Origin of the sequence: Castellaniella sp. MT123 (assembly GCF_039614765.1) — a bacterium.
Lineage (GTDB): Bacteria > Pseudomonadota > Gammaproteobacteria > Burkholderiales > Burkholderiaceae_B > Castellaniella.
In genome coordinates this window covers 2286686-2306215 of the sequence record NZ_CP154879.1, presented here as the reverse complement: position 1 = coordinate 2306215, position 19530 = coordinate 2286686, and the positions used below count along the sequence as shown (strand labels likewise).

General features: G+C 64.5%; 19 protein-coding genes and 1 riboswitch. Of the genes, 3 read left to right on the top strand and 16 right to left on the bottom strand.

Going from position 1 to position 19530, the window contains the following annotated elements; genetic code table 11:
• Positions 1 to 180 precede the first annotated feature (180 nt).
• Positions 181 to 834, top strand: a complete 654-nt coding sequence (locus ABCV34_RS10830; protein WP_345796238.1) for an OmpA family protein — start codon at positions 181 to 183, stop codon at positions 832 to 834.
• Positions 835 to 1536: 702 nt separating this feature from the next.
• Here the strand turns inward: ABCV34_RS10830 and thiC are convergent.
• Together thiC and ABCV34_RS10820 are read right to left on the bottom strand one after the other, a co-directional pair.
• On the bottom strand, positions 1537 to 3450 hold the full coding sequence (thiC, locus tag ABCV34_RS10825; protein WP_345796236.1) for a phosphomethylpyrimidine synthase ThiC: 1914 nt from the start codon (positions 3448 to 3450) through the stop codon (positions 1537 to 1539).
• A 76-nt stretch (positions 3451 to 3526) separates the two neighbouring features.
• A riboswitch (TPP riboswitch) is annotated at positions 3527 to 3627 on the bottom strand.
• Positions 3628 to 3736: 109 nt separating this feature from the next.
• Complete coding sequence (locus ABCV34_RS10820; protein WP_345796235.1) at positions 3737 to 4108, bottom strand: helix-turn-helix transcriptional regulator; 372 nt, start codon at positions 4106 to 4108, stop codon at positions 3737 to 3739.
• A gap of 157 nt (positions 4109 to 4265) precedes the next feature.
• Here ABCV34_RS10820 and ABCV34_RS10815 point away from each other — a divergent pair, with 157 nt between their 5' ends.
• Entirely contained in the window at positions 4266 to 4976 is a 711-nt protein-coding gene (locus ABCV34_RS10815; protein WP_345796234.1) for a hypothetical protein, read from the top strand.
• Between the two features lie 9 nt (positions 4977 to 4985).
• Here the strand turns inward: ABCV34_RS10815 and ABCV34_RS10810 are convergent, their stop codons facing one another.
• Positions 4986 to 6236 (bottom strand): D-amino acid dehydrogenase, encoded by a 1251-nt coding sequence (locus tag ABCV34_RS10810; RefSeq protein WP_345796233.1) that lies wholly within the window; start codon positions 6234 to 6236, stop codon positions 4986 to 4988.
• A gap of 245 nt (positions 6237 to 6481) precedes the next feature.
• Between ABCV34_RS10810 and ABCV34_RS10805 the strand changes: the two genes are divergently transcribed.
• Positions 6482 to 6970 carry a winged helix-turn-helix transcriptional regulator gene (locus ABCV34_RS10805; protein WP_345796232.1) on the top strand — a complete coding sequence of 163 codons (489 nt, stop codon included), beginning with the start codon at positions 6482 to 6484 and terminating at the stop codon, positions 6968 to 6970.
• 46 nt (positions 6971 to 7016) lie between these two features.
• Here ABCV34_RS10805 and proB read toward each other — a convergent pair whose 3' ends face one another.
• The 13 genes from proB to ABCV34_RS10740 form a co-directional block, all read right to left on the bottom strand.
• On the bottom strand, positions 7017 to 8180 hold the full coding sequence (gene proB / locus ABCV34_RS10800) for a glutamate 5-kinase (RefSeq protein ID WP_345796231.1): 1164 nt from the start codon (positions 8178 to 8180) through the stop codon (positions 7017 to 7019).
• A 44-nt stretch (positions 8181 to 8224) separates the two neighbouring features.
• Positions 8225 to 9313 carry a GTPase ObgE gene (gene obgE, locus ABCV34_RS10795; protein ID WP_345796230.1) on the bottom strand — a complete coding sequence of 363 codons (1089 nt, stop codon included), beginning with the start codon at positions 9311 to 9313 and terminating at the stop codon, positions 8225 to 8227.
• Positions 9314 to 9466: 153 nt separating this feature from the next.
• The gene (gene rpmA, locus ABCV34_RS10790) at positions 9467 to 9727 is read right to left on the bottom strand and encodes a 50S ribosomal protein L27 (protein ID WP_345796229.1); all 261 of its coding nucleotides are present in this window, start codon (positions 9725 to 9727) and stop codon (positions 9467 to 9469) included.
• A gap of 20 nt (positions 9728 to 9747) precedes the next feature.
• Entirely contained in the window at positions 9748 to 10059 is a 312-nt protein-coding gene (gene rplU, locus ABCV34_RS10785) for a 50S ribosomal protein L21 (RefSeq protein ID WP_345796228.1), read from the bottom strand.
• Positions 10060 to 10229: 170 nt separating this feature from the next.
• The gene (locus ABCV34_RS10780) at positions 10230 to 11702 is read right to left on the bottom strand and encodes a sodium:solute symporter family protein (RefSeq protein ID WP_345796227.1); all 1473 of its coding nucleotides are present in this window, start codon (positions 11700 to 11702) and stop codon (positions 10230 to 10232) included.
• Positions 11699 to 11884, bottom strand: coding sequence for a hypothetical protein (locus ABCV34_RS10775; protein WP_345796226.1), 186 nt, complete (start codon positions 11882 to 11884; stop codon positions 11699 to 11701). Before ABCV34_RS10775 ends, ABCV34_RS10780 begins: the two co-directional genes overlap by 4 nt.
• A gap of 131 nt (positions 11885 to 12015) precedes the next feature.
• On the bottom strand, positions 12016 to 12222 hold the full coding sequence (locus tag ABCV34_RS10770; RefSeq protein WP_345796225.1) for a YbdD/YjiX family protein: 207 nt from the start codon (positions 12220 to 12222) through the stop codon (positions 12016 to 12018).
• Between the two features lies 1 nt (position 12223).
• Complete coding sequence (locus ABCV34_RS10765) at positions 12224 to 14473, bottom strand: carbon starvation CstA family protein (protein WP_345796224.1); 2250 nt, start codon at positions 14471 to 14473, stop codon at positions 12224 to 12226.
• Between the two features lie 153 nt (positions 14474 to 14626).
• Positions 14627 to 15853 carry a bifunctional glutamate N-acetyltransferase/amino-acid acetyltransferase ArgJ gene (argJ, locus tag ABCV34_RS10760; RefSeq protein WP_345796223.1) on the bottom strand — a complete coding sequence of 409 codons (1227 nt, stop codon included), beginning with the start codon at positions 15851 to 15853 and terminating at the stop codon, positions 14627 to 14629.
• A gap of 140 nt (positions 15854 to 15993) precedes the next feature.
• A complete protein-coding gene (locus ABCV34_RS10755; protein WP_345796222.1) occupies positions 15994 to 16524 on the bottom strand; it encodes a MarR family transcriptional regulator in 531 nt (176 codons plus the stop codon).
• A 167-nt stretch (positions 16525 to 16691) separates the two neighbouring features.
• Positions 16692 to 17969 carry a glutamate-1-semialdehyde 2,1-aminomutase gene (hemL, locus tag ABCV34_RS10750; RefSeq protein WP_345796221.1) on the bottom strand — a complete coding sequence of 426 codons (1278 nt, stop codon included), beginning with the start codon at positions 17967 to 17969 and terminating at the stop codon, positions 16692 to 16694.
• Between the two features lie 21 nt (positions 17970 to 17990).
• A complete protein-coding gene (thiE, locus tag ABCV34_RS10745) occupies positions 17991 to 18632 on the bottom strand; it encodes a thiamine phosphate synthase (protein ID WP_345796220.1) in 642 nt (213 codons plus the stop codon).
• Positions 18629 to 19438 carry a bifunctional hydroxymethylpyrimidine kinase/phosphomethylpyrimidine kinase gene (locus ABCV34_RS10740; protein ID WP_345796219.1) on the bottom strand — a complete coding sequence of 270 codons (810 nt, stop codon included), beginning with the start codon at positions 19436 to 19438 and terminating at the stop codon, positions 18629 to 18631. Before ABCV34_RS10740 ends, thiE begins: the two co-directional genes overlap by 4 nt.
• Between the last annotated feature and the right edge of the window lie 92 nt (positions 19439 to 19530).

Below are 19530 nucleotides of genomic sequence, written 5' to 3'. Positions count from 1 at the left end.
TCGCGGTGCCGGGCCCGTCGGGCCAGTTCGACACGATTGTATTCCGTGTCGTGGGATTCGATGCTTGTTGGGCGCCTATGGCCCCAGGCAAGCCGGTTCGGGGACAGCTACAAGGACTTACATTTTTATGCATTCGTCCTGTTACGCTATTGGCGTCCCATCAGGAACAGGAGATCGCTCATGTATGCTGGAATTCAAGGTGCGGCCCGTGTGGCGGCAATTGGCAGCCTGGCTTTGCTGACGGCCTGTGCGAATATGTCCCCTCAGGGTCAGAATACGGCCATGGGAGCAGGTGCCGGGGCCGCGCTTGGCGCAGGGCTTGGTGCATTGATCGGGGATACCGGTTCGTCGGCGCTGATCGGCGCCGGTATCGGCTCGGTGGTCGGCGGGGTGGTCGGCTACAACTGGAAGGGGATCAAGCAAGATGTGGAAAAATCCGGTGCATCCAATCTGGGAGTCGCTGTGATCGAAATGCCGGATGGGACACTGAAGGTCAATATCCCCAGCAATGTGTCGTTCGATACGAACAAGTCGGTGCTGAAGCCGGAGCTTCTTCCGGTGCTCGACAGTGTGGCGCGGGCGTTGAGCCAGCATCCGGAATTGCGGGCAAAGTCGATCGGCTATACGGATTCGACGGGGTCGAACGCAATCAATATTCCTTTGTCGCAGCGGCGCGCGCAGGCGGTGACGCAGTATCTGGCGGGGCAGGGGGTGGCGATGGCTCGACTGACCTCGGAGGGCCGCGGCGCGGCAAATCCAGTGGGTGACAACAATACGCCAGAGGGGCGCTCGTTGAACCGGCGGGTGGAACTTTTCCTGTACGCAGTGAAGTAGGCTGTTGAGGGCCACCGGGGGTCGCTGTGGTGTCTGCTTTATCTGAGTTCTTGAGGCGCCCCTGGAGGTCACGCCCCCTCTGCCGACGGTGACGGACGGTCCTTCGGACTTCCCGGATCTGCCTCGTCCGAGCGGGCGGCGGGCGAACTCGCCGCTTCGCGGCTCAAACACACCCGCCGACTTCTCCCGCTCTCCCTTCGTCAGCATCCGGCGCCCGTCAATGTCGGCGCCGGGAGCATGACCCCCAGGGGCTTGTGTCGGGGCTCGGCAAGGTGATAACAACGGCCTGGGTAGTGCAATGGCCTAGCGTGAAGGCGTGAGCGGTTGTGTTGCTGGGCTGTCGTGCGCCTCGTGCAAACCACGTAGCGGTATGCCTGAGGGCGATTTCCGTTCATGGAGCATGCGGATCAAGGCTATAGCGTTGACTCGGGGTTTGTGATCCTCACGCATGCAGCCAACCCAGTCGGCGCAATGCCCGGTGGTGGAGCGACCATTCGACTGGTGCCGGATGCTTCTGAAGGGAGCCGGGGAGTTTTCGGCGGGCACTGTTTGAGGCCGAAGGCCGAGTTTGCCCGCCGCCCCGGCGGACGAAGAAGATCCGGGAAGCCCGAAGGGCCACCAGGAGTGCGTCGCGGAACCACCGGGCATTGCGGCGGCTGGGTTGGCAGATATCATCAATCCTGCCCGCGCAAACCGTGGACATCACGCCTTCTGATAGATCTCCGCCCCCTGCGAAATGAATTCCGCCGATTTTGCCGCCATCCCCTGAGCCAGCGCCGTCGCCTCGTCCAGGCCGTTTTCCTTCGCATAATCCCGCACATCCTGCGAGATCTTCATGCTGCAGAACTTCGGCCCGCACATCGAACAGAAGTGAGCCACCTTCATCGAATCCTTCGGCAGCGTCTCGTCGTGAAAAGCCCGCGCCGTATCCGGATCCAGACCCAGATTGAACTGGTCCTCCCAGCGGAACTCGAAACGCGCCTTCGACAGCGCATTGTCGCGGATTGCTGCGCCCGGGTGCCCCTTTGCCAGGTCGGCTGCGTGAGCGGCGATCTTGTAGGTGATGATGCCGTCCTTCACATCCTTCTTGTTCGGCAGCCCCAGGTGCTCCTTCGGAGTCACGTAGCACAGCATGGCTGTACCGTACCAGCCGATCAAGGCCGCGCCGATGCCCGAGGTGATGTGATCGTAGCCCGGCGCGATGTCCGTCGTCAGCGGGCCCAGCGTGTAGAACGGAGCCTCGTGGCAGTGCTTCAGCTGCAGATCCATATTTTCGCGGATCATCTGCATCGGCACGTGGCCGGGGCCCTCGATCATCACCTGGACGTCGTGCTTCCAGGCGACCTGCGTCAGTTCTCCCAGCGTGCGCAGCTCGGCGAACTGAGCCTCGTCGTTCGCGTCGTAGCCCGAGCCCGGGCGCAGACCGTCGCCCAGCGAGAAGCTGACGTCATAGGCCTTCATGATCTCGCAGATGTCTTCGAAGTGCTGGTACAGGAAGCTTTCCTTGTGGTGCGCCAGACACCATTTGGCCATGATCGAGCCGCCGCGCGACACGATGCCTGTCATGCGGCTGGCGGTCATGGGCACGAAGGGCAGGCGCACGCCCGCGTGGATGGTGAAATAGTCCACACCCTGCTCGGCCTGTTCGATCAGCGTGTCGCGGAAGATCTCCCAGTTCAGCTCCTCGGCGACACCGCCCACCTTTTCCAGCGCCTGGTAGATGGGCACCGTGCCGATGGGGACCGGGGAATTGCGGATGATCCATTCCCGGGTTTCGTGGATGTGTTTGCCGGTGGACAGGTCCATCACCGTATCGCCACCCCAGCGGATCGCCCAGGTCATTTTTTCGACTTCCTCGCTGATGTCCGACCGGATCGCCGAATTGCCGATGTTCGCGTTGACCTTGACCAGGAAGTTGCGCCCGATGGCCATGGGCTCCACCTCCGGGTGGTTGATGTTGGCGGGGATGATGGCGCGGCCCCGGGCGACCTCGTCGCGCACGAATTCCGGCGTGATCATGTCGGGGATCGCGGCGCCAAAGGATTGCCCAGGGTGCTGGCGGGTCAGGCGTTCGACCAGGCGAGCGCCTTCTGGGCCGCTGGCGCGTAGATTGTCCAGGTACTGCTCGCGGCGCAGGTTCTCGCGGATGGCGACGTATTCCATTTCAGGCGTCACGATACCGCGACGCGCATAGTGCATCTGCGTGACGTTGGCGCCCGTCCGTGCTCGGCGCGGTGCACGCTTGTGCTCGAACCGCAGGGCGTCCAGCTCTGGATCGGACTGGCGGGCCCGGCCGTACTGGCTGCTCAGGCCCGAGAGTTCCTCGGTGTCCTGGCGTTCCAGGATCCAGGGCAGACGAGGGGTGGACAGACCGCGGCGGATATCGATCGTGGCGGCGGGATCCGTGTAGGGGCCGCTGGTGTCGTACACCGTCAGGGGCGGATTGGTTTCGCCGCCGAAGAGCGACGGCGTGTCGTCTTGCAGGACTTCGCGGAACGGCACCTGGATGTCGGGACGTGAGCCGGTTTCATAGACTTTGCGGGAGGCGGGCAAAGGCTCGATGGCGGCCAGGTCGACGGTGGCCCGGGTGGCCAGGAATTGGGGATTGGTGTTCAAGATGGAGCTCCAGGTTCGAAAAATTTCGGAAATGGAGCCGAGTCGGGGAGGAAGAACCACGCGTTCCGGAGACAGGCTGGATGCCGCGCACGCTCCCAGCATCGGCATTATCCGTACTGGTACGAAGGGTTTTTCTCAACCCGCCGGCCATGCCGGCAAGTACCCCTGCGTGGAACGAAGTATACGGGGATGCCCCCGAGTCTGCCAGCCGTTCCGATTGCGATGTTTGGTGACCGGATGTGAACGCGCCGGCCAGTCCGCGGAAGACGTTCCCGGCCCTGGGTGGTCAGGTGCCGGATGCCAGCAGATTGTCGATCAGCGCGGACACGGCGGATTCCACAGTCTGGCGGTCCTTCCGCGTCAGGGACCAGAACATCCGGGGCTCGATGGAGGGAAACGGCCAGGGGGACTCGTGCTCGCGCATGGCTGTCTGGACGGCGTTCGATGCCGGGCCGGCGCCGCCTTCACCCCGACTGAGCCAGTAGATGTCCACCTGCAGGGTCTGTGCCAGGTTCAACAGCTTCTTCGGCGACTGCCGGCTGCCGTTCTCGTAGCTGGAGATGGCGCTTTGCGACAGGCCGCACGCATGCGCCAGCTGCGCCTGCGATAGACCGCGCTGGAGCCGGGTTTTGCGTAGTCGTTCGCCGAATGTTTCCACGTCCACATTGGACTAAAAATGAATACCACGTTGGTGGTCATCAATTATTACTAGTGTGATAATCGGCATTCCTGACGGAAGCGTATGCCCACATTCGAATGGGCCCGGGACGCAAGTGGGGCAATGGGGGGTAAGGATGGAGGAGCAACGGGTATGGGTGCTGGCTCCCGGTGACGACGCCTGGGCGCGGTATCTGAAGGCTTTGGGGTGGCGGGTCGATCGGTTTCTGGACGGGCCGGCCTTACGCCTGGCGCTGAACCACCCTGGTGTGCGGGCACCGGATGCGCTGGTGCTGATGGCCGATGTCGCGTCGAATTGCCGAGTGGCCGAGGCTGTGCGGACACGATATCCGGCCCTGATCCTGGTCGCCCTGCTGGGCCGGCCCATGGGCGCCGAGCCGGCGGCCTTGTTGCGGGTCGGGGTCGATTGCATCCTGCGGCCTGACGATTCCCCATCCCAGATGGCATCGGCTTTGCGGGCCCTGGGGTACCGGCGGGCGTCAGGGGATTGCGCGGAACAGCCGCAATTCAGTCCGCTGTCCGAGGGGGACGCGATCCATCGCATCGGCCCCTGGCGCCTGGTGGAACAGGGATGGCGCCTGACGCATCAGGATGGAGCGTTCCTGCGTCTGACCGGGGCCGAACGGGCGGTGCTGCTGTGTCTGTTCGAGGCACCCGGCCACGTCGCCAGCCATGCCGATATCATCGGGGCGGTGCGCCAGGGATGGCGGCCGATGACACGCACTCCGGACGGGGATCCGAAATGCCGTGACATCATCAGCCGCCTGCGGATGCGGGCCCGAGTGGCAGGGTTGCGGGAACCTCCCGTCGAGTCGCTGCGCGACTTCGGCTATGCCTGGGCGCTTTGATCAGCCGGTTCAGCGGTAGCGTTGCACGCCCAGGTCGTCGCTGCGGATCGCGGTGGCCTGCCCCGACACGATGTCGGCGATCAGCCGCCCGCTGCCGCAGGACATGGTCCAGCCGAGAGTGCCGTGTCCGGTATTCAGAAACAGATTGTCCAGGCGGGTGCGTCCGACGATTGGCGTGCTGTCCGGGGTCTTTGGGCGCAGACCGGTCCAGAAATGGACGTCGCTGCCCTTGTAGCTGCCCGGGAACAGGTCATTGAGGACCATTTCCAGCGTGCGTTGGCGGCGCGGGTCCAGATGGGTGTCATAGCCGACGACTTCGGCCATGCCGCCTACCCGGATGCGCTGGTCAAAGCGGGTCAGGGCGATTTTGTAGGTTTCATCCAGCAGGGTGGATACCGGCGCGCGGTCGGGATCGGCGATATCCACAGTAATGGAATAACCCTTCATGGGGTAGATCGGCAGATCGACGATGTCGCGCAGCAGCAACGGGGAATAGGAGCCCAGCGCCACCACATAGGCATCGGCCTGCAGCGTCCCGGACAGACACTGGACGCCCGAGATCCGGCCGCCGGCCTGGTGCAGGGCCTGGATGGTCTCGCCATAACGGAATCTCACGCCCAGGCCCTCGGCCAATGTTGTCAGGGCCTGAGTGAACAGGCGGCAGTCTCCGGTTTCGTCGTCAGGCGTGCGCAGACCGCCGACCAGCTTGTGGCGGACCTGGTGCAGGGCGGGTTCGTAGTCGACCAGGTGGTCGCCATCCACCAGTTCGTAGGCTACGCCCGCGTCGCTGAGCGCCTGAACGTCGCGCTGGGCGTCGTCCATCTGCTTCTGGGTGCGAAAGACCTGCAGCGTGCCCTGGCGCCGGCCTTCGAACTGGATGTCGGTGTCGCCTTGCAGTTCGTGCAGGCATTGGCGGCTGTAGGACGACAGACGCAACATGCGGTCCTTGTTGATGGCATAGCGCGACGGTGTGCAGTTGCGCCACATGTCGAACATCCAGCGTAGCTGAAACAGGCTGCCGTCGGGGCGGATCGTCAGCGGCGCATGCTGGGTGAACAGCCACTTCAGCGCCTTCAGGGGGATACCGGGCGCTGCCCAGGGCGAGGAATAGCCGAAGGATAACTGCCCCGCGTTGCCGAAGCTGGTTTCCTCCGCCGTCCCCGATTCCCGGTCGATGACGGTGACTTCATGTCCCTGTCGGGCGAGGTAATAGGCACTTGCCACGCCGACGACGCCGGCACCGAGAACCAAAACCTTCATGACGCACCTCAAATAGATTAATTTTTCATGATGATAGGCAATAGTCTCAGGTTATTTTTCATGAAAAAATAAGTGATTCGAGAATTTCGATTGGTTTTTATGATCGGGCTGACGAGTGGGCAGGACAAAATGCTGGCCTGTCGTGGACAAGGGCCTGCAGCCCCCGTCCGGCGCCCTGGATGGGGGCTAAATGCCCGGTTTCCGGGTGACTGACGCCCATACGACCGCACTCCCGGGAGGACGCGATGCGCATACAGAAAGAATCCATGCATGCCCTAGACAAGATCGACCGGCGGATCCTGGACCTGCTGCAGCAAAATGGCCGGCTGTCGATGACGGAACTGGCCGATGCCGTCGGCCTGACCGTGACTCCGTGCATCGAGCGGGTGCGGCGCCTGGAGCGTGACGGCGTCATCACAGGTTATCACGCCCGTGTGGCGCCGGCTGTGCTGGATGCCGGCCTGCTGGTCTTCGTCGAGATCAGCATGTCCAGCAAATCGGAACGCACCTTCGAGGAATTCCGCCGCGAGGTCCTGTGTGTCCCGCAGGTGCTGGAATGCCACCTGGTGTCGGGGGACTTCGACTATCTGATCAAGGCGCGCATCAAGGAAATCGGGCAGTACCGCAATCTGCTGGGGAACATCCTGCTACGTCTGCCAGGGGTCACCCAGACCAAGAGCTGCGTGGTCATGGAAGAGGTCAAGGAAACCCTGTTCATCCCCGCGCAGAAGTAGAGCGGGAATCTGCCGGACCGTGCCATCCGCGCCCGTCGCGCGACGGCTATCCCTGGCCTGGAATCGCGCGCGGCCGCGTGACCACCAGGTTGTCGCGATGGATGAGTTCCGGGTCGGACAGGTGCCCCAGGATCTCCGCGATCCGGGTGCTGGGCTGGCGCAGGATCCGCGCGGTGTCGGCCGACGAATAGTTGATGAGCCCACGCCCGCATTCCACACCGTGCTCGTCCACGCAGGCCACGACGTCGCCGCGTTCGAATTCGCCTTCCACGTCGATCACGCCAATGGGCAGCAGGCTGCGATGGCCCTGGGTCAGGGCGCGCACGGCGCCCGCGTCCAGCGTGACGCGGCCGCGCATCCGCAGGTGGTTCACCAACCAGCGTTGGCGCGCGGATCTCACGGGCAGCACCGCCCGCAATTCGGTGCCGATCGGTTCGCCCGAGGTCAGGCGGCGCAGCACGTCCGACTCGCGGCCGGATGCGATGATCGTGTGGCCGCCGCTGTTGGCTGCGCGGCGTGCGGCCAGCACCTTGGTCAGCATGCCGCCGGTGCCGATGGCGCTGCCGGATCCCCCCGCCATGGCCTCGAGTGCCGGATCGCCGGCCCGTCCCTGGTGGATGAACCGGGCATCGGGGTGCTTGCGGGGGTCGGCGCTGTAGAGCCCCGACTGATCGGTCAGGATGACAAGGACGTTGGCTTCGATCAGGTTGGTGACCAGCGCGCCCAGCGTGTCGTTGTCGCCCAGCCGGATCTCGTCCGTGACGACGGTATCGTTCTCGTTGACGATCGGCACCACGCCCAGGTTCAGCAGCGTGACCAGCGTGCTGCGGGCATTCAGGTAGCGGCGACGGTCGGACAGGTCTTCATGGGTCAGCAGGATCTGCGCCGTGCGAACGCCATGGCGCGCGAAGGCGGCCTCGTAGGCCTGGATCAGTCCCATCTGGCCAACGGCGGCGGCGGCCTGCAGTTCCGGCATGGTCTTGGGACGGCGCGGCCAGCCCAGCCGGGCCATGCCTTCGGCAATCGCTCCGCTGGAAACCAGCACGACCTGGCGGCCGGCCGCGTGCAGGGCGGCGATCTGCTCGGCCCAATGGGCGACCGCCTGCAGGTCGATGCCGCGCCCCTCGTTGGTGACCAGGGACGAACCGACTTTCAGGACGAGCCGGTGGGCGTCCTGGGCGATGGAGGGGGAAAGTTCTGGAACGGACATGCTGGCGGGGCTCGACACGGCTGGTGTAGGCGGCTAACGATAGGTCATTCGTCAGGCTGAAGATGCGCGGTGCCGGGGGTGAAACGGGGGTCCTCGTCGTGCGCATGCGCGGCCAGCAACTGCTTGTCCAGCCAGGACTGGATCGCGCCAGTCAGCGCCTGCGTGCCAGCACCGGTCAGCGCTGAAATGCCGAAGATAGGGCCGGTCCAGTTCAGTTCGCGGCAGATGCGTTCCTGGATGGCCTGCGGGTCCTCGACCATGTCCAGCTTGTTCAGGACCAGCCAGCGGGGTTTGGCCGCCAGTTCCGGGCTGTAGCGTTCCAGCTCGCGCACGATGGCCCGAGCGTCCAGGATGGCCTGGGCGCAGGCATCGACGTCGGGGTCGGGCGAGTGTACGTCCAGCAGGTGCAGCAGCACGCGGGTGCGGCTGAGGTGGCGCAGGAACAGGTGCCCGAGTCCGGCGCCTTCCGAGGCGCCTTCGATCAGGCCGGGAATGTCGGCGATGACGAAGCTGTGCGACGGCGAAGTGCGCACCACGCCCAGATTCGGGTGAAGCGTGGTGAACGGGTAATCGGCGATCTTCGGGCGCGCGTTGGAGACGCGCGTGATCAAGGTGGATTTGCCGGCATTGGGCATGCCCAGCAGGCCGACGTCGGCCAGGACCTTGAGTTCCAGCCGCAGGCGGCGCTGCTCGCCTTCGCGGCCCGGCGTGAATTGGCGCGGAGCCCGGTTGGTGCTGGACTTGAAATGCAGATTGCCCAGACCGCCGGATCCACCGGCGGCGATGGTAACCTGCTGCCCGTGCTGGTCGAGATCGAAGAGCACCTGGCCCGTATCCGCATCATGGATCACGGTGCCGACCGGCATGCGCAGGACGATGTCCGGGGCACCCGCGCCGTACTGGTCCGATCCGCGCCCGTTTTCGCCATTTTTCGCGCGATGCAGACGGGCATAGCGGTAGTCGATCAACGTGTTGATGTTGCGATCGGCAATCGCCAGGATCGAGCCGCCGCGCCCGCCGTCGCCGCCGTCGGGGCCCCCCATCGGGATGAATTTTTCCCGACGGAAGCTGGCGACGCCGTTGCCACCCTTGCCGGCGACAACCTCGATGGTGGCTTCATCTACGAATTTCATGATGGATACATTCTAATGAAAAAAAGACCCCGCCGAGAGGCAGGGCCTTTTTTGCCGCCGGGCCGGCCCAGGGCAAAAAGCGCCCCCTTGGGGGGCAGCAAGCCGAAGGCGCGGCGTGGGGGCCTTCTAACAGTCAAATCAGTCAGGCAGCGATCAGCTCGCTGCGTTGACCGAAACGGTGCGCTTGTTCAGCGCGCCCTTGACGGAGAACTGCACGGTGCCGTCCACGAGGGAGTACAGCGTGTGGTCCTTGCCGATACCGACGTTCACGCCGGGATGGAACTGAGTGCCGCGCTGACGGATGATGATGCCGCCAGCCAGGATGGCCTGACCGCCATAGACTTTCACGCCCAGTCGTTTCGATTCGGAGTCGCGGCCGTTGCGAGTCGAGCCGCCGCCCTTTTTGTGTGCCATGATTGTGCTCCTTGACCGGATCAGGCCGCAACGGCGTCGATGCGGATTTCGGTGTAGTTCTGACGATGACCTTGATGCTTCTGGTAGTGCTTGCGTCGGCGCATCTTGAAGATCTTGACCTTGTCGTGACGACCTTGTGCAAGAACGGTGGCTTTGACCGCGGCGCCGGTGACGAAGGGCGTGCCGATCTTCAGCGTTTCGCCTTCGCCGACCGACAAGACCTGGTCAAGCGAGATTTCTTGCCCAATGTCAGCCGGTATCTGTTCGATTTTCAGTTTCTGGCCGGCGCAAACACGATACTGTTTGCCGCCGGTTTTTATGACCGCGTACATGGGGGATTCCTGTAAAAATTCCGGGTGCCGGGGCTGTGCCGGAAGGTGGCACAAGCCGTTTTTTTAGGCACCAGGGATGCCAAAAATGGCCTGTATGCCTTATGCATCCAGACCAAGCCTTGCATTTTCGCAGAATTGTGCTTCTAAATCAATAGGGTGTTGGCTGGGTGTCAGGCCTTCCGCCAGTGCGAGTGAGCAATGAACTCATCGGCTGTCTTGGTGGGCGCCCTCGTGCACAGGCTGACCGCCACAAAGAGCACGACCGAGACGGGCAGTACCCACACCCCGGCCGATAGCCCCAGGGGCTGGATGCCGGTGGCGAACATCAGCAGCACGACGGCGCTGCCGCCCACAATGCTGGCCAGCGCCCCGGCTGCCGTGCCCCGGCGCCAGTAGAAGGCGCCGATGATGGCGGGTACGGTGACCGCCAACCCGGTGGAGGCGGCTACTGACAGCACGGCAATCAGGTTCAGCTGCAGCTCGGCGAAGGCCAGTGCCAGCACGGCGATGATGGCCAGCACCCACTTGCCAAAGCGGACTTGGCGCCGATCGTCCTGGTGACCCGAGGCGTGTGCGTAGACGTCACGCGACAGCATGGACGACAGCGTCAACATGATCGAGTCGATAGTGGAGATGGCCGCCGCCAGAATACCGATCATGACCACTTCGGCCAGCAGCGGGGGGACAATGCCCGAGGCCAGCAATCGGGGAGTGGCCAGATCGGCCTTGGGCAGGCCAGGCAGCGCGAGCAACGCCCCAAACCCCCAGGTCACCGCGACCAGCGTGTACACCAGCCCAAAGCACAGAAAGCCAAGCAGCATCAGGCGCATGGCCGGCAAAGACTTGGGCATGAACAAGCGCTGGCTGACTTGCGGATTGGACAGGCTGAAGAAAAACCAGGGTAGCGTCAGGCCCAGGAAGGTGGCAAAGGAGAAAAAGCCCGGTCCAGGCACCGTGAGCACCTGGCCTTTGACCTCGGCCAGCTGCCCGAACATGGAAGACAAGCCCCCCAGATGATGTACCACCAGCAGGGCGACGGCAAACGCGGATACCAGCATGAAGGCGGCCTGCAGCGCGTCTGTCCACATCACCGAGCGCATGCCGGCGATGTAAGAGAACACCAGCGCGACGATCGTGGCAAAGACAGTGCCCGTGGTAAAGCTGATGGCGCCGTCGCTCATGCCCACCAGCAGATAACCCACGCCAGCCAGCTGCACGGCCGCATAGGGAATGAGGAACAGACAGTTGGTGAGTGCGGTGGAAACAGCCACCGATTTGCTTTGGTAGCGGTGCCCCAGCATCTCGCTGGGGGTGATGAAATCGTAGGCCTTGCCCACCCGCCAGAAGCGAGGGCCAAAGATGGCCACCAGCGACACCCCGACGAAATAAACGATCTCGAAGCCAAAGGCGCCCACCCCTGCGGTGTAGGTGAGGCCCGCCAGCCCCACCATCATGAAGGCGCTATACGTGGTGGCGCTGTAGCTGAGCGCCGAGACGAAGCCGCCGAAGCGTCGTGCCCCCAGAAAATAGCCCGACATGCTCACCGAGCGGCCATTGGTGGATTCGTCGCGCGACATCCAGGCCACGCCCACCGAGACAATGAGGTAGATGAGCGCCCCGATCCAGATGGCCGTCGTGCTCATCGGTCTTGCTCCTTGAAGTCGCGGGTGGCGATCACGTTGCACACGATCACCAGCACCCCTGTCACTGTCCAGAACAGAAAGCTGCCGTACCAGGTGTTGAGATCGTCCAGTACCCAGTAGGGCACGGCATAACACAGGATCGCCAGGATCCAGACGCAAGCAAGACTGAGTGATCTGGCCATAGCAGGTGGGTGAAAGAAAGGGGCCTTTATCCTAGCAGTTCCACGGGCCAGCCGATGGTAAAGTCTGCTGGCCCGTGGTGGGTATGTCCGTTCCCGTTGGCCGTGGTGGCGGCGTTGCGCCAGGCCTCGGCCTAACAGCAGCGCCCTTGCGGATTGCGGTCTTCCCAGTCGTAGCGCTCGCGCCAGAACTGACGTTCCGACACGGGCGCCTGGTCTGGGTGTGTGCGCGCCATGTGTTCCAGATACTTCTGGTACGCATCGGCGCGCAGGATGCCCTTGAAAAACTGGCCTAATCCGCTTAGACGGCGACGCTGCACAGGGAGGGCGCCATCGAGCATGTCAGTGTCCCATCATGGCCGGGGATGCGGTCGCCGGCACGCTCGCCCATTGGGCGGCCAGCACCTTCTCGGACGATGTCGGAACCAGACCGGCCGGCGCAAACAGACGCGACTCGACGCGGGGATCCTCGGTATCGCCAGCCTGGTGCGTGCGCTGGTACGCTCGCCACGCCGTCTGAATGGCCGTCGCCATGACGATGATTGCCAGCACCACGAAGACCACTGACAGCGAGCCTTGCACGAACGTGTTGTGCACGACCGCCCGCATGGCTTCGACCGTCTTGGCCGTGCCAAAGCTGGTCTTGCCCGAGGCCAGCGCGTTCTTGAAGGCTTCGTGCTGCGCCCAGTAGCTGACGGCGGGGATCTTCGAGAAGATCTTTTCCCAGGATGCCCAGATCGTGATGATGGCGATGAAGACCAGCGGCCCGGCCACGACCCACAGGTAGCGGAAGTTGCCGCGCTTGGCGACGATGGCCATCACCACGGCCAGCGCGATGGCGGCCAGCAGCTGATTCGCAATGCCGAATAGCGGGAAGAAAGTGTTGATGCCTCCCAGCGGGTCGGTGACGCCCAGGATCAGGATGTAGCCCCAGCCCGCCACCATGATCGCGGTGCACAGCCAGGCCCCGGGACGCCAGGACATGTCCTTGAACTTGGGGAAGAAATTGCCGATCGTGTCTTGCAGCATGAAGCGCGCGACCCGCGTGCCCGCATCCACGGCGGTCAGGATGAACAGGGCCTCGAACATGATGGCGAAGTGATACCAGAAGCCCATCATGGCGGTGCCGCCGAACCACTGATGCATGATGTGGGCAATGCCCACCGACAGGGTAGGAGCGCCGCCGGTGCGCGAGATGATGCTGGTTTCACCCACATTGTGGGCCAGTTCGGTGAGCATGTCCGGGGTCAGGTTCACCCCCGCCAGCCCAAGGCTGTTGACGAAGGTCACCGCGGTGTCCACCGTGCCGCCCGTGGCCGCTATCGATGTGTTCATGGCAAAGTAGATGCCGCGGTCGATCGAGATGGCGGCGACCATCGCCATGAGGGCCACCAACGATTCCATCAGCATGCCGCCGTATCCCAGGAAACGGGTCTGCTTTTCCTTTTCCACCAGCTTCGGGGTGGTGCCCGAGGAAATCAGCGCATGGAAACCGGACAGCGCGCCGCAGGCGATGGTGACGAACAGGAACGGGAACAGCGAACCGGCGACCACCGGGCCGTCCGCGCGGCTGGCAAATTCGGAGAACGCGGGCACGGTGATTTCCGGGCGCACGACCAGGATGGCGATGGCCAGCAGGCCGATCACGCCGATTTTCATGAACGTCGACAGGTAGTCGCGAGGTGCCAGCAGCAGCCACACCGGCAGGATCGCCGCGATGAAACCGTACGCGATGATGGCCCAGGCCAGGGTCAGGCGATCGAGGTGGAACAGCGAGCTGCCCCAGGCCGATTCCGCCACCCAGCGGCCGGAGATGATGGCGAACATCAGCAGCGCCAGGCCGATGAGCGAGACCTCCAGCACCTTGCCGGGCCGGATGTAGCGCAGATAGCAGCCCATGAACAGGGCGATGGGAATGGTCAGCGACACCGAATACACGCCCCAGGGGGATTCGCCCAGGGCGTTGACCACGACCAGTGCCAGGATGGCAACGATGATGATCATGATGGCCAGCGTGGCGATCAGCGCGGCTGTGCCGCCGACGACGCCGAGTTCCTCGCGGGCCATCTGGCCCAACGAGCGGCCGCCCCGCCGCATCGAGAAGAACATCACCAGGTAATCCTGCACGCATCCCGCCAGAACGGCGCCCACGATGATCCAGATGGTGCCGGGCAGATAGCCCATCTGGGCGGCCAGCACCGGTCCCACCAGCGGGCCAGCGCCCGCGATCGCGGCGAAGTGATGCCCGAACAGCACGACGCGGTCCGTCGGGACGAAGTCGCGGCCGTTGGAGTTGTATTCGGCCGGGGTGGCGCGGTGATCGTCGGGCAACGCCACGCGCCGCTCGATCATCTTCGAGTAAAAGCGATAGCCCACCAGATAGGTGCACACCCCAGCCAGGACGAACCAGATGGCATTGATGGTCTCGCCACGCGAAATGGCCAGGACGGACCAGGCGACTGCGCCGATCAACGCGATGATGGCCCATATGGCGATTTTTCGGGGTGTCCAGCGGTCGTCACGGGCTTCTTGTTCGGCGCTCAGGGCCGCGGGAGGCAACGGATGCGCCGCTGCCGAGGAGAATGTAGTCATCGGAGATTCTAACCAGAGGGAGGATATTGCTTGACTGCACGCCACTGAGCGGAATGTGCGGTCCAATGGCGAATCGTGCGAGTATAGACCCAGGGATTTCCCTTTGTAGGGAAATCCCTGATAAAACCCTCTAATTAAGGGTAAATACCTATATCAGGAGCGATAGTCCGCGTTGATGCGGACGTACTCGAGCGAGAAATCGCAGGTGTATACCGTGTCGGCGACATTGCCGCGCCCCAGGGCCACGCGGACCAGGATCTCGGATTCGGCCATGACGCGCTGGCCGTCTTCTTCGCGGTAGTGCGGGTCGCGCCCGCCGTTCGTGGCGACCTGCACGTCGCCCAACCACAGGGTCAGCCGGGATACGTCCAGATCGTCGATACCGGCATAGCCGATGGCTGCCAGGATGCGGCCCAGGTTGGGGTCGGACGCGTAAAAGGCGGTCTTGACCAGCGGCGAATGGGCGATGGCGTAGGCGACCTTCAGGGCTTCCTCGGTGCTGGCCGCCTGTTCGACGCGAATCGTCATGAATTTCGTGGCGCCTTCGGCATCGCGCACAATCTTTTGCGCCAGATCGCGGGCGGCATCGGTCAGCGCCTGTGCCAGCGGGGCGAAGCGTGGATCCTGTTCGGATTCGATCCGCACGCCGCTTGCGCCCGTCGCCATGATGATGAAGGAATCGTTGGTCGAGGTGTCGCCGTCCACTGTGATGCGGTTGAAGGACTGATCCGCGATCCGCCGTGTCAGGGCCTGCAGCAGCGAGGGGGCCAGGCCGGCGTCCGTGCCCAGGAAGCCCAGCATGGTCGCCATGTTGGGCCGGATCATGCCGGCGCCCTTGCTGATGCCGGTGATCGTGACAGTGGCGCCGCCCAGATCCAGGCGCCGAGAATGGATCTTCGGCTGCGTGTCGGTCGTCATGATGCTGTGCGCGGCCTCGAACCAGTGGTCGGGTGCGGCGTCGCGGATCGCCGCCGGAAGCCCCGCGATCAGGCGGTCCACCGGCAGGGGTTCCAGGATGACGCCGGTCGAAAACGGCAGAATCTGTGACGCCTGCACACCCAACTGGCCGGCCAGGGCCGCGCAGGTGTCGTTGGCCGCCTGCAGGCCGGGTGCGCCCGTGCCCGCATTGGCGTTGCCCGTGTTGATTACCAGCGCGCGGATGCCTGGTCCGGTGGCCAGATGGGCTTCGCAGACCTGGACCGGCGCGGCGCGAAAGCGGTTGCGGGTGAATACGCCGGCCACCGACGTGCCCTCGTCGAGCAGCAGCACCGTCAGGTCGCGCCGGTCGGCCTTGCGGATGCCGGCTTCGGCGGTGCCGATGCGGATGCCGGGAACCGGGTGGATGGCGTCGCGCGCCGGAATGTGCAGATTGATGGCCATGGCGATGTTCGGTGAAGGAAAACGGCGGCTATGGCGGTTTCCGCTGCGAGGACGCAATGCCGACTCGCCAATGGCCGACCAGAAAAAACGAAGCCCCCATTCTATGCCGAATAGGGGCTGTGCGGACGCAACTCTGGTGATCAGACCGCCGGCAGGCGCGCGTAGGTGGATTGCTTCAGGTCGCCCAGCAGGTTATAGAGCGCGCTGCGCGCGTTGGGTGCCAGGCCACCCAACAGCGACTGGATCCAGGATTCGTGGGCGCGCTGCATGCGGCGGTGGTAGCGCCGGCCCTTCATCGTCAGGCGGATCAGGGAACTGCGCCGGTCGCTGTCGTCTTTCAGACGTTCGACCAGGCCGTCTTTTTCCAGCTGGTCGGTGATGCCGGTGATGTTGCCGTTGGTCACCATCATCAGGCGGGACAGTTCGCTCATTTTGAGGCCCTTTGGGGCATGGGTGAGCTGAGACATCAGGTCGTAGCGCGGCAGGGTGGTCTGGAATTCGCTGCGCAGGCGGCTGCGCAATTCGTTTTCGATCAGGGTGCAGCAGCTGAGCATGCGCAGCCACAGACGGGTGTCTTCCGGTTCCTGGCCGGTCGTGCGGGTTTCCAGGTCGGGGAAATCCGGTGTGACGGCGGGATGCTGTGTGGCGGCATAGTGGGTGTAGTCGGTCATGGCGCGCCTTCGGGCCGCCGGGGCGGCCATCAATAAAAGTGGACGATGACCTAGTGTAGGAGTGGGCTCCGGGCGTGTCTTTGCTCTGGGTCAAGAAATTTGAAGTTCATACCAATTTTTTGTCGGGCCTCGCCCGGGTCCGGGGTCGAGGCCTGTTCCGGCTGCGCTTACAAATTGGCAAAAACACGGTCCGCCGCATCCAGTGTCGCCTGGATCACCGTGTCGTCGTGCGTGATCGACACGAATCCGGCCTCGAATGCCGAAGGCGCGAAATGCACACCGGCATCCAGCATGCCGTGGAAGAAGCGCTTGAACGTCTCCAGGTCGCAGGCGGAGACCTCGGCCAGGCTGGTGGGCGGCGTGTCGCGGAAATAGATCCCGAACAGGCCGCCCTGCCAGTCGCCGCTGAAGGGGACGCCGTGGCGACGGGCGCATGCGGTCAGACCCTGGATCACCTTGCCGGTCTGTGCGTGCAGGGTGTCGTAAAAGCCGGGCTGCTCCAGGCGCCGCAGCGTGACCAGACCGGCGGCGACGGCCACCGGGTTGCCCGACAGGGTGCCCGCCTGGTAGACGGCGCCCAGTGGGGCGATCTCGGCCATGACGTCGGCCCGGCCGCCAAAGGCGCCCACCGGCATGCCGCCGCCGATGATTTTGGCCAGTGTGGTCAGGTCGGGTGTGACGCCGCACAGGCCCTGCATGCCTTGCGGCCCGACGCGCAGGCCGGTCATGACCTCGTCGAAGATCAGCAGGGCGCCGTGGCGGCTGCACAGTGCGCGTAGACCTTCCAGGAATCCGGGCGCGGGACGCACCATGTTCATATTGCCGGCGATCGGCTCGACGATGATGCAGGCGATGTCATCCGGGTACTGAGCGAAGGCGGCTTTCACCGCATCCAGGTTGTTGTAGTCCAGCACGACGGTGTGCTGCACGAACTCGGGCGGCACACCGGCCGAGGACGGGTTGCCGAAGGTCAGCATGCCGGATCCGGCCTTGACCAGCAGGCTGTCGGAATGGCCGTGGTAGCAGCCTTCGAACTTGATGATCTTGGTGCGCCCCGTGTAGCCGCGCGCCAGCCGGATCGCGGACATGGTGGCCTCGGTGCCCGAGCTGACCAGTCGCACCTGCTCGATCGAAGGGATGCGGGCGATGATGGCTTCGGCCATGTCGATTTCCGCTTCGGTGGGGGCGCCAAACGAGAGGCCGCCTTCGGCTGCGGCCTGCACGGCCTGCACGACCTCGGGGTCGGCGTGGCCCAGGATGGCGGGCCCCCAAGAGCCGACATAGTCGACGTAGCGGGTGCCTTCGGCGTCCCACAGGTAGGGGCCCTGGGCGCGCTGGATGAAGGGGGGAGTGCCGCCCACGGAACGGAAGGCCCGGACCGGGGAGTTCACCCCACCGGGGATGGCGCGGCAGGCGCGTTCAAAGAGTTCTGTGTTACGGGTCATGGCAAGATCTGGATCGAGGGTTCAGGAAAACAGGGTGCTGCAGCGCAACGCGGCGTCCTGGATGTCAGGGGCGTCGAAGAGTGCGCTGATGACGGCAATGCTGTCGGCGCCCGCCTGGATGACGGGGGCGGCGTTGTCGGGGCCGATGCCGCCGATGGCGACCACGGCGGGACGGGGTGTGTGCCCATCGGCCAGCCGCCGGCCCGCGCGGATATGATCCAGCGTGGCACGCACGGCGTCGGGCTTGATGCGCGACGGGAACATTGCCCCGAAAGCGATGTAGTCCACGTCGTTCCTCAGGTGCCGTTCGGCCAGCGCCGGCTGGTCGTAGCAGGAGCAGCCGATCAGCGCATCCGGCCCCAGCGCCTGTCTGACCTGGGCGACGGGCGCATCGTCCCTGCCCAGGTGGACGCCGTCGGCGCCCAGTTCCGCAGCCAGCCGCCAGTCGTCATTGATGATCAGCGGCAGGGACAGGCGCCCACACAGGTCCCGCACCGCCAGGGCCTGGGCCCGGCGTTCGTCCGGTGAACCGTGTTTGCGGCGCCATTGCAGGACCTGCATGCCACCGGCGTGTGCCTGTTCGATGGCCGCCAGCAGCCGGTCGGCATCGGCCCAATCGGGGGTCACCCCGTACAGGCCTCGGGGAAAGCGCAATGTCGTCATGTCGAGGTGTGCAGCAGCAGACGTTGCCCCATGCCGGGGTGGAAATGTCGCTCGAGCATGGCGGTGGCGGTCGTTACCGCCTGCTGGGTCGCGGCCTCGGGGCTTTGTCCCTGGCACAGCAGGCAGGTCAGGATCGTCGCCAGCAGGCTCTCGCTGTCGCTGACGCGCACGGTCGGTGCCGGCCAGGGCCAGCGCTGGCTGGCCTGCCCCCGCGTGTGCAGCGTCAGGCCGTTCAGGTCCGGGCTCAGGGCCGAATTGGTGCACAGGACATGTGGCACGCCAAGTTCATGCAGAGCCTCGATGGGGTTGTCGGCTCCGGATGCGGACAGCAGCCCGAGGCCCGCCCAGTGCTCGGGCAGGCCCGCATCCACGACGGCCACCCGTGCCTGAGGCAGCAGGAGGTCGAGCAGAGCGCCAAGCGTGTCTTCGGGGTCGAGATCGTCGAGATCGGGGACGGTTGGCGGGGTTCCCAGCTGCAGCACCAGGGGTAGTTCGCTGTAGTCGGCTGCGATCTGCGCCAGAATGGCAATGGTTTCCGGGTCGTACTGCGGGCCGATTTTCAGGGCGCCGATCGCCATGTCTTCCAGCAGGCAGCGAGCCTGGTCGTCGATCAGATCGGGCGACAGGCGCTGAATGGTTTCCGTCCTGGCGGTGTCTTGCACGTGGATGGCGGTGACGACGGACCCGGCATGCGCGCCCAGGCGGGCGCAGATGACCGCGTCGATTGGCAGGTTACTGGCGCCGCTGGGATCGAAAGGTCCGAAAATCAGTGGCAGGGGGGTGGCGGGAATGACGGGGGTGGTCATGCGTGTGGACGACGAGCCGGCGGTGGGGCCGGCGGATTGAGTACTATGGCATCCATTCTAATGGATGCGGCCCGTCGGCAGGTCGGCGGGCG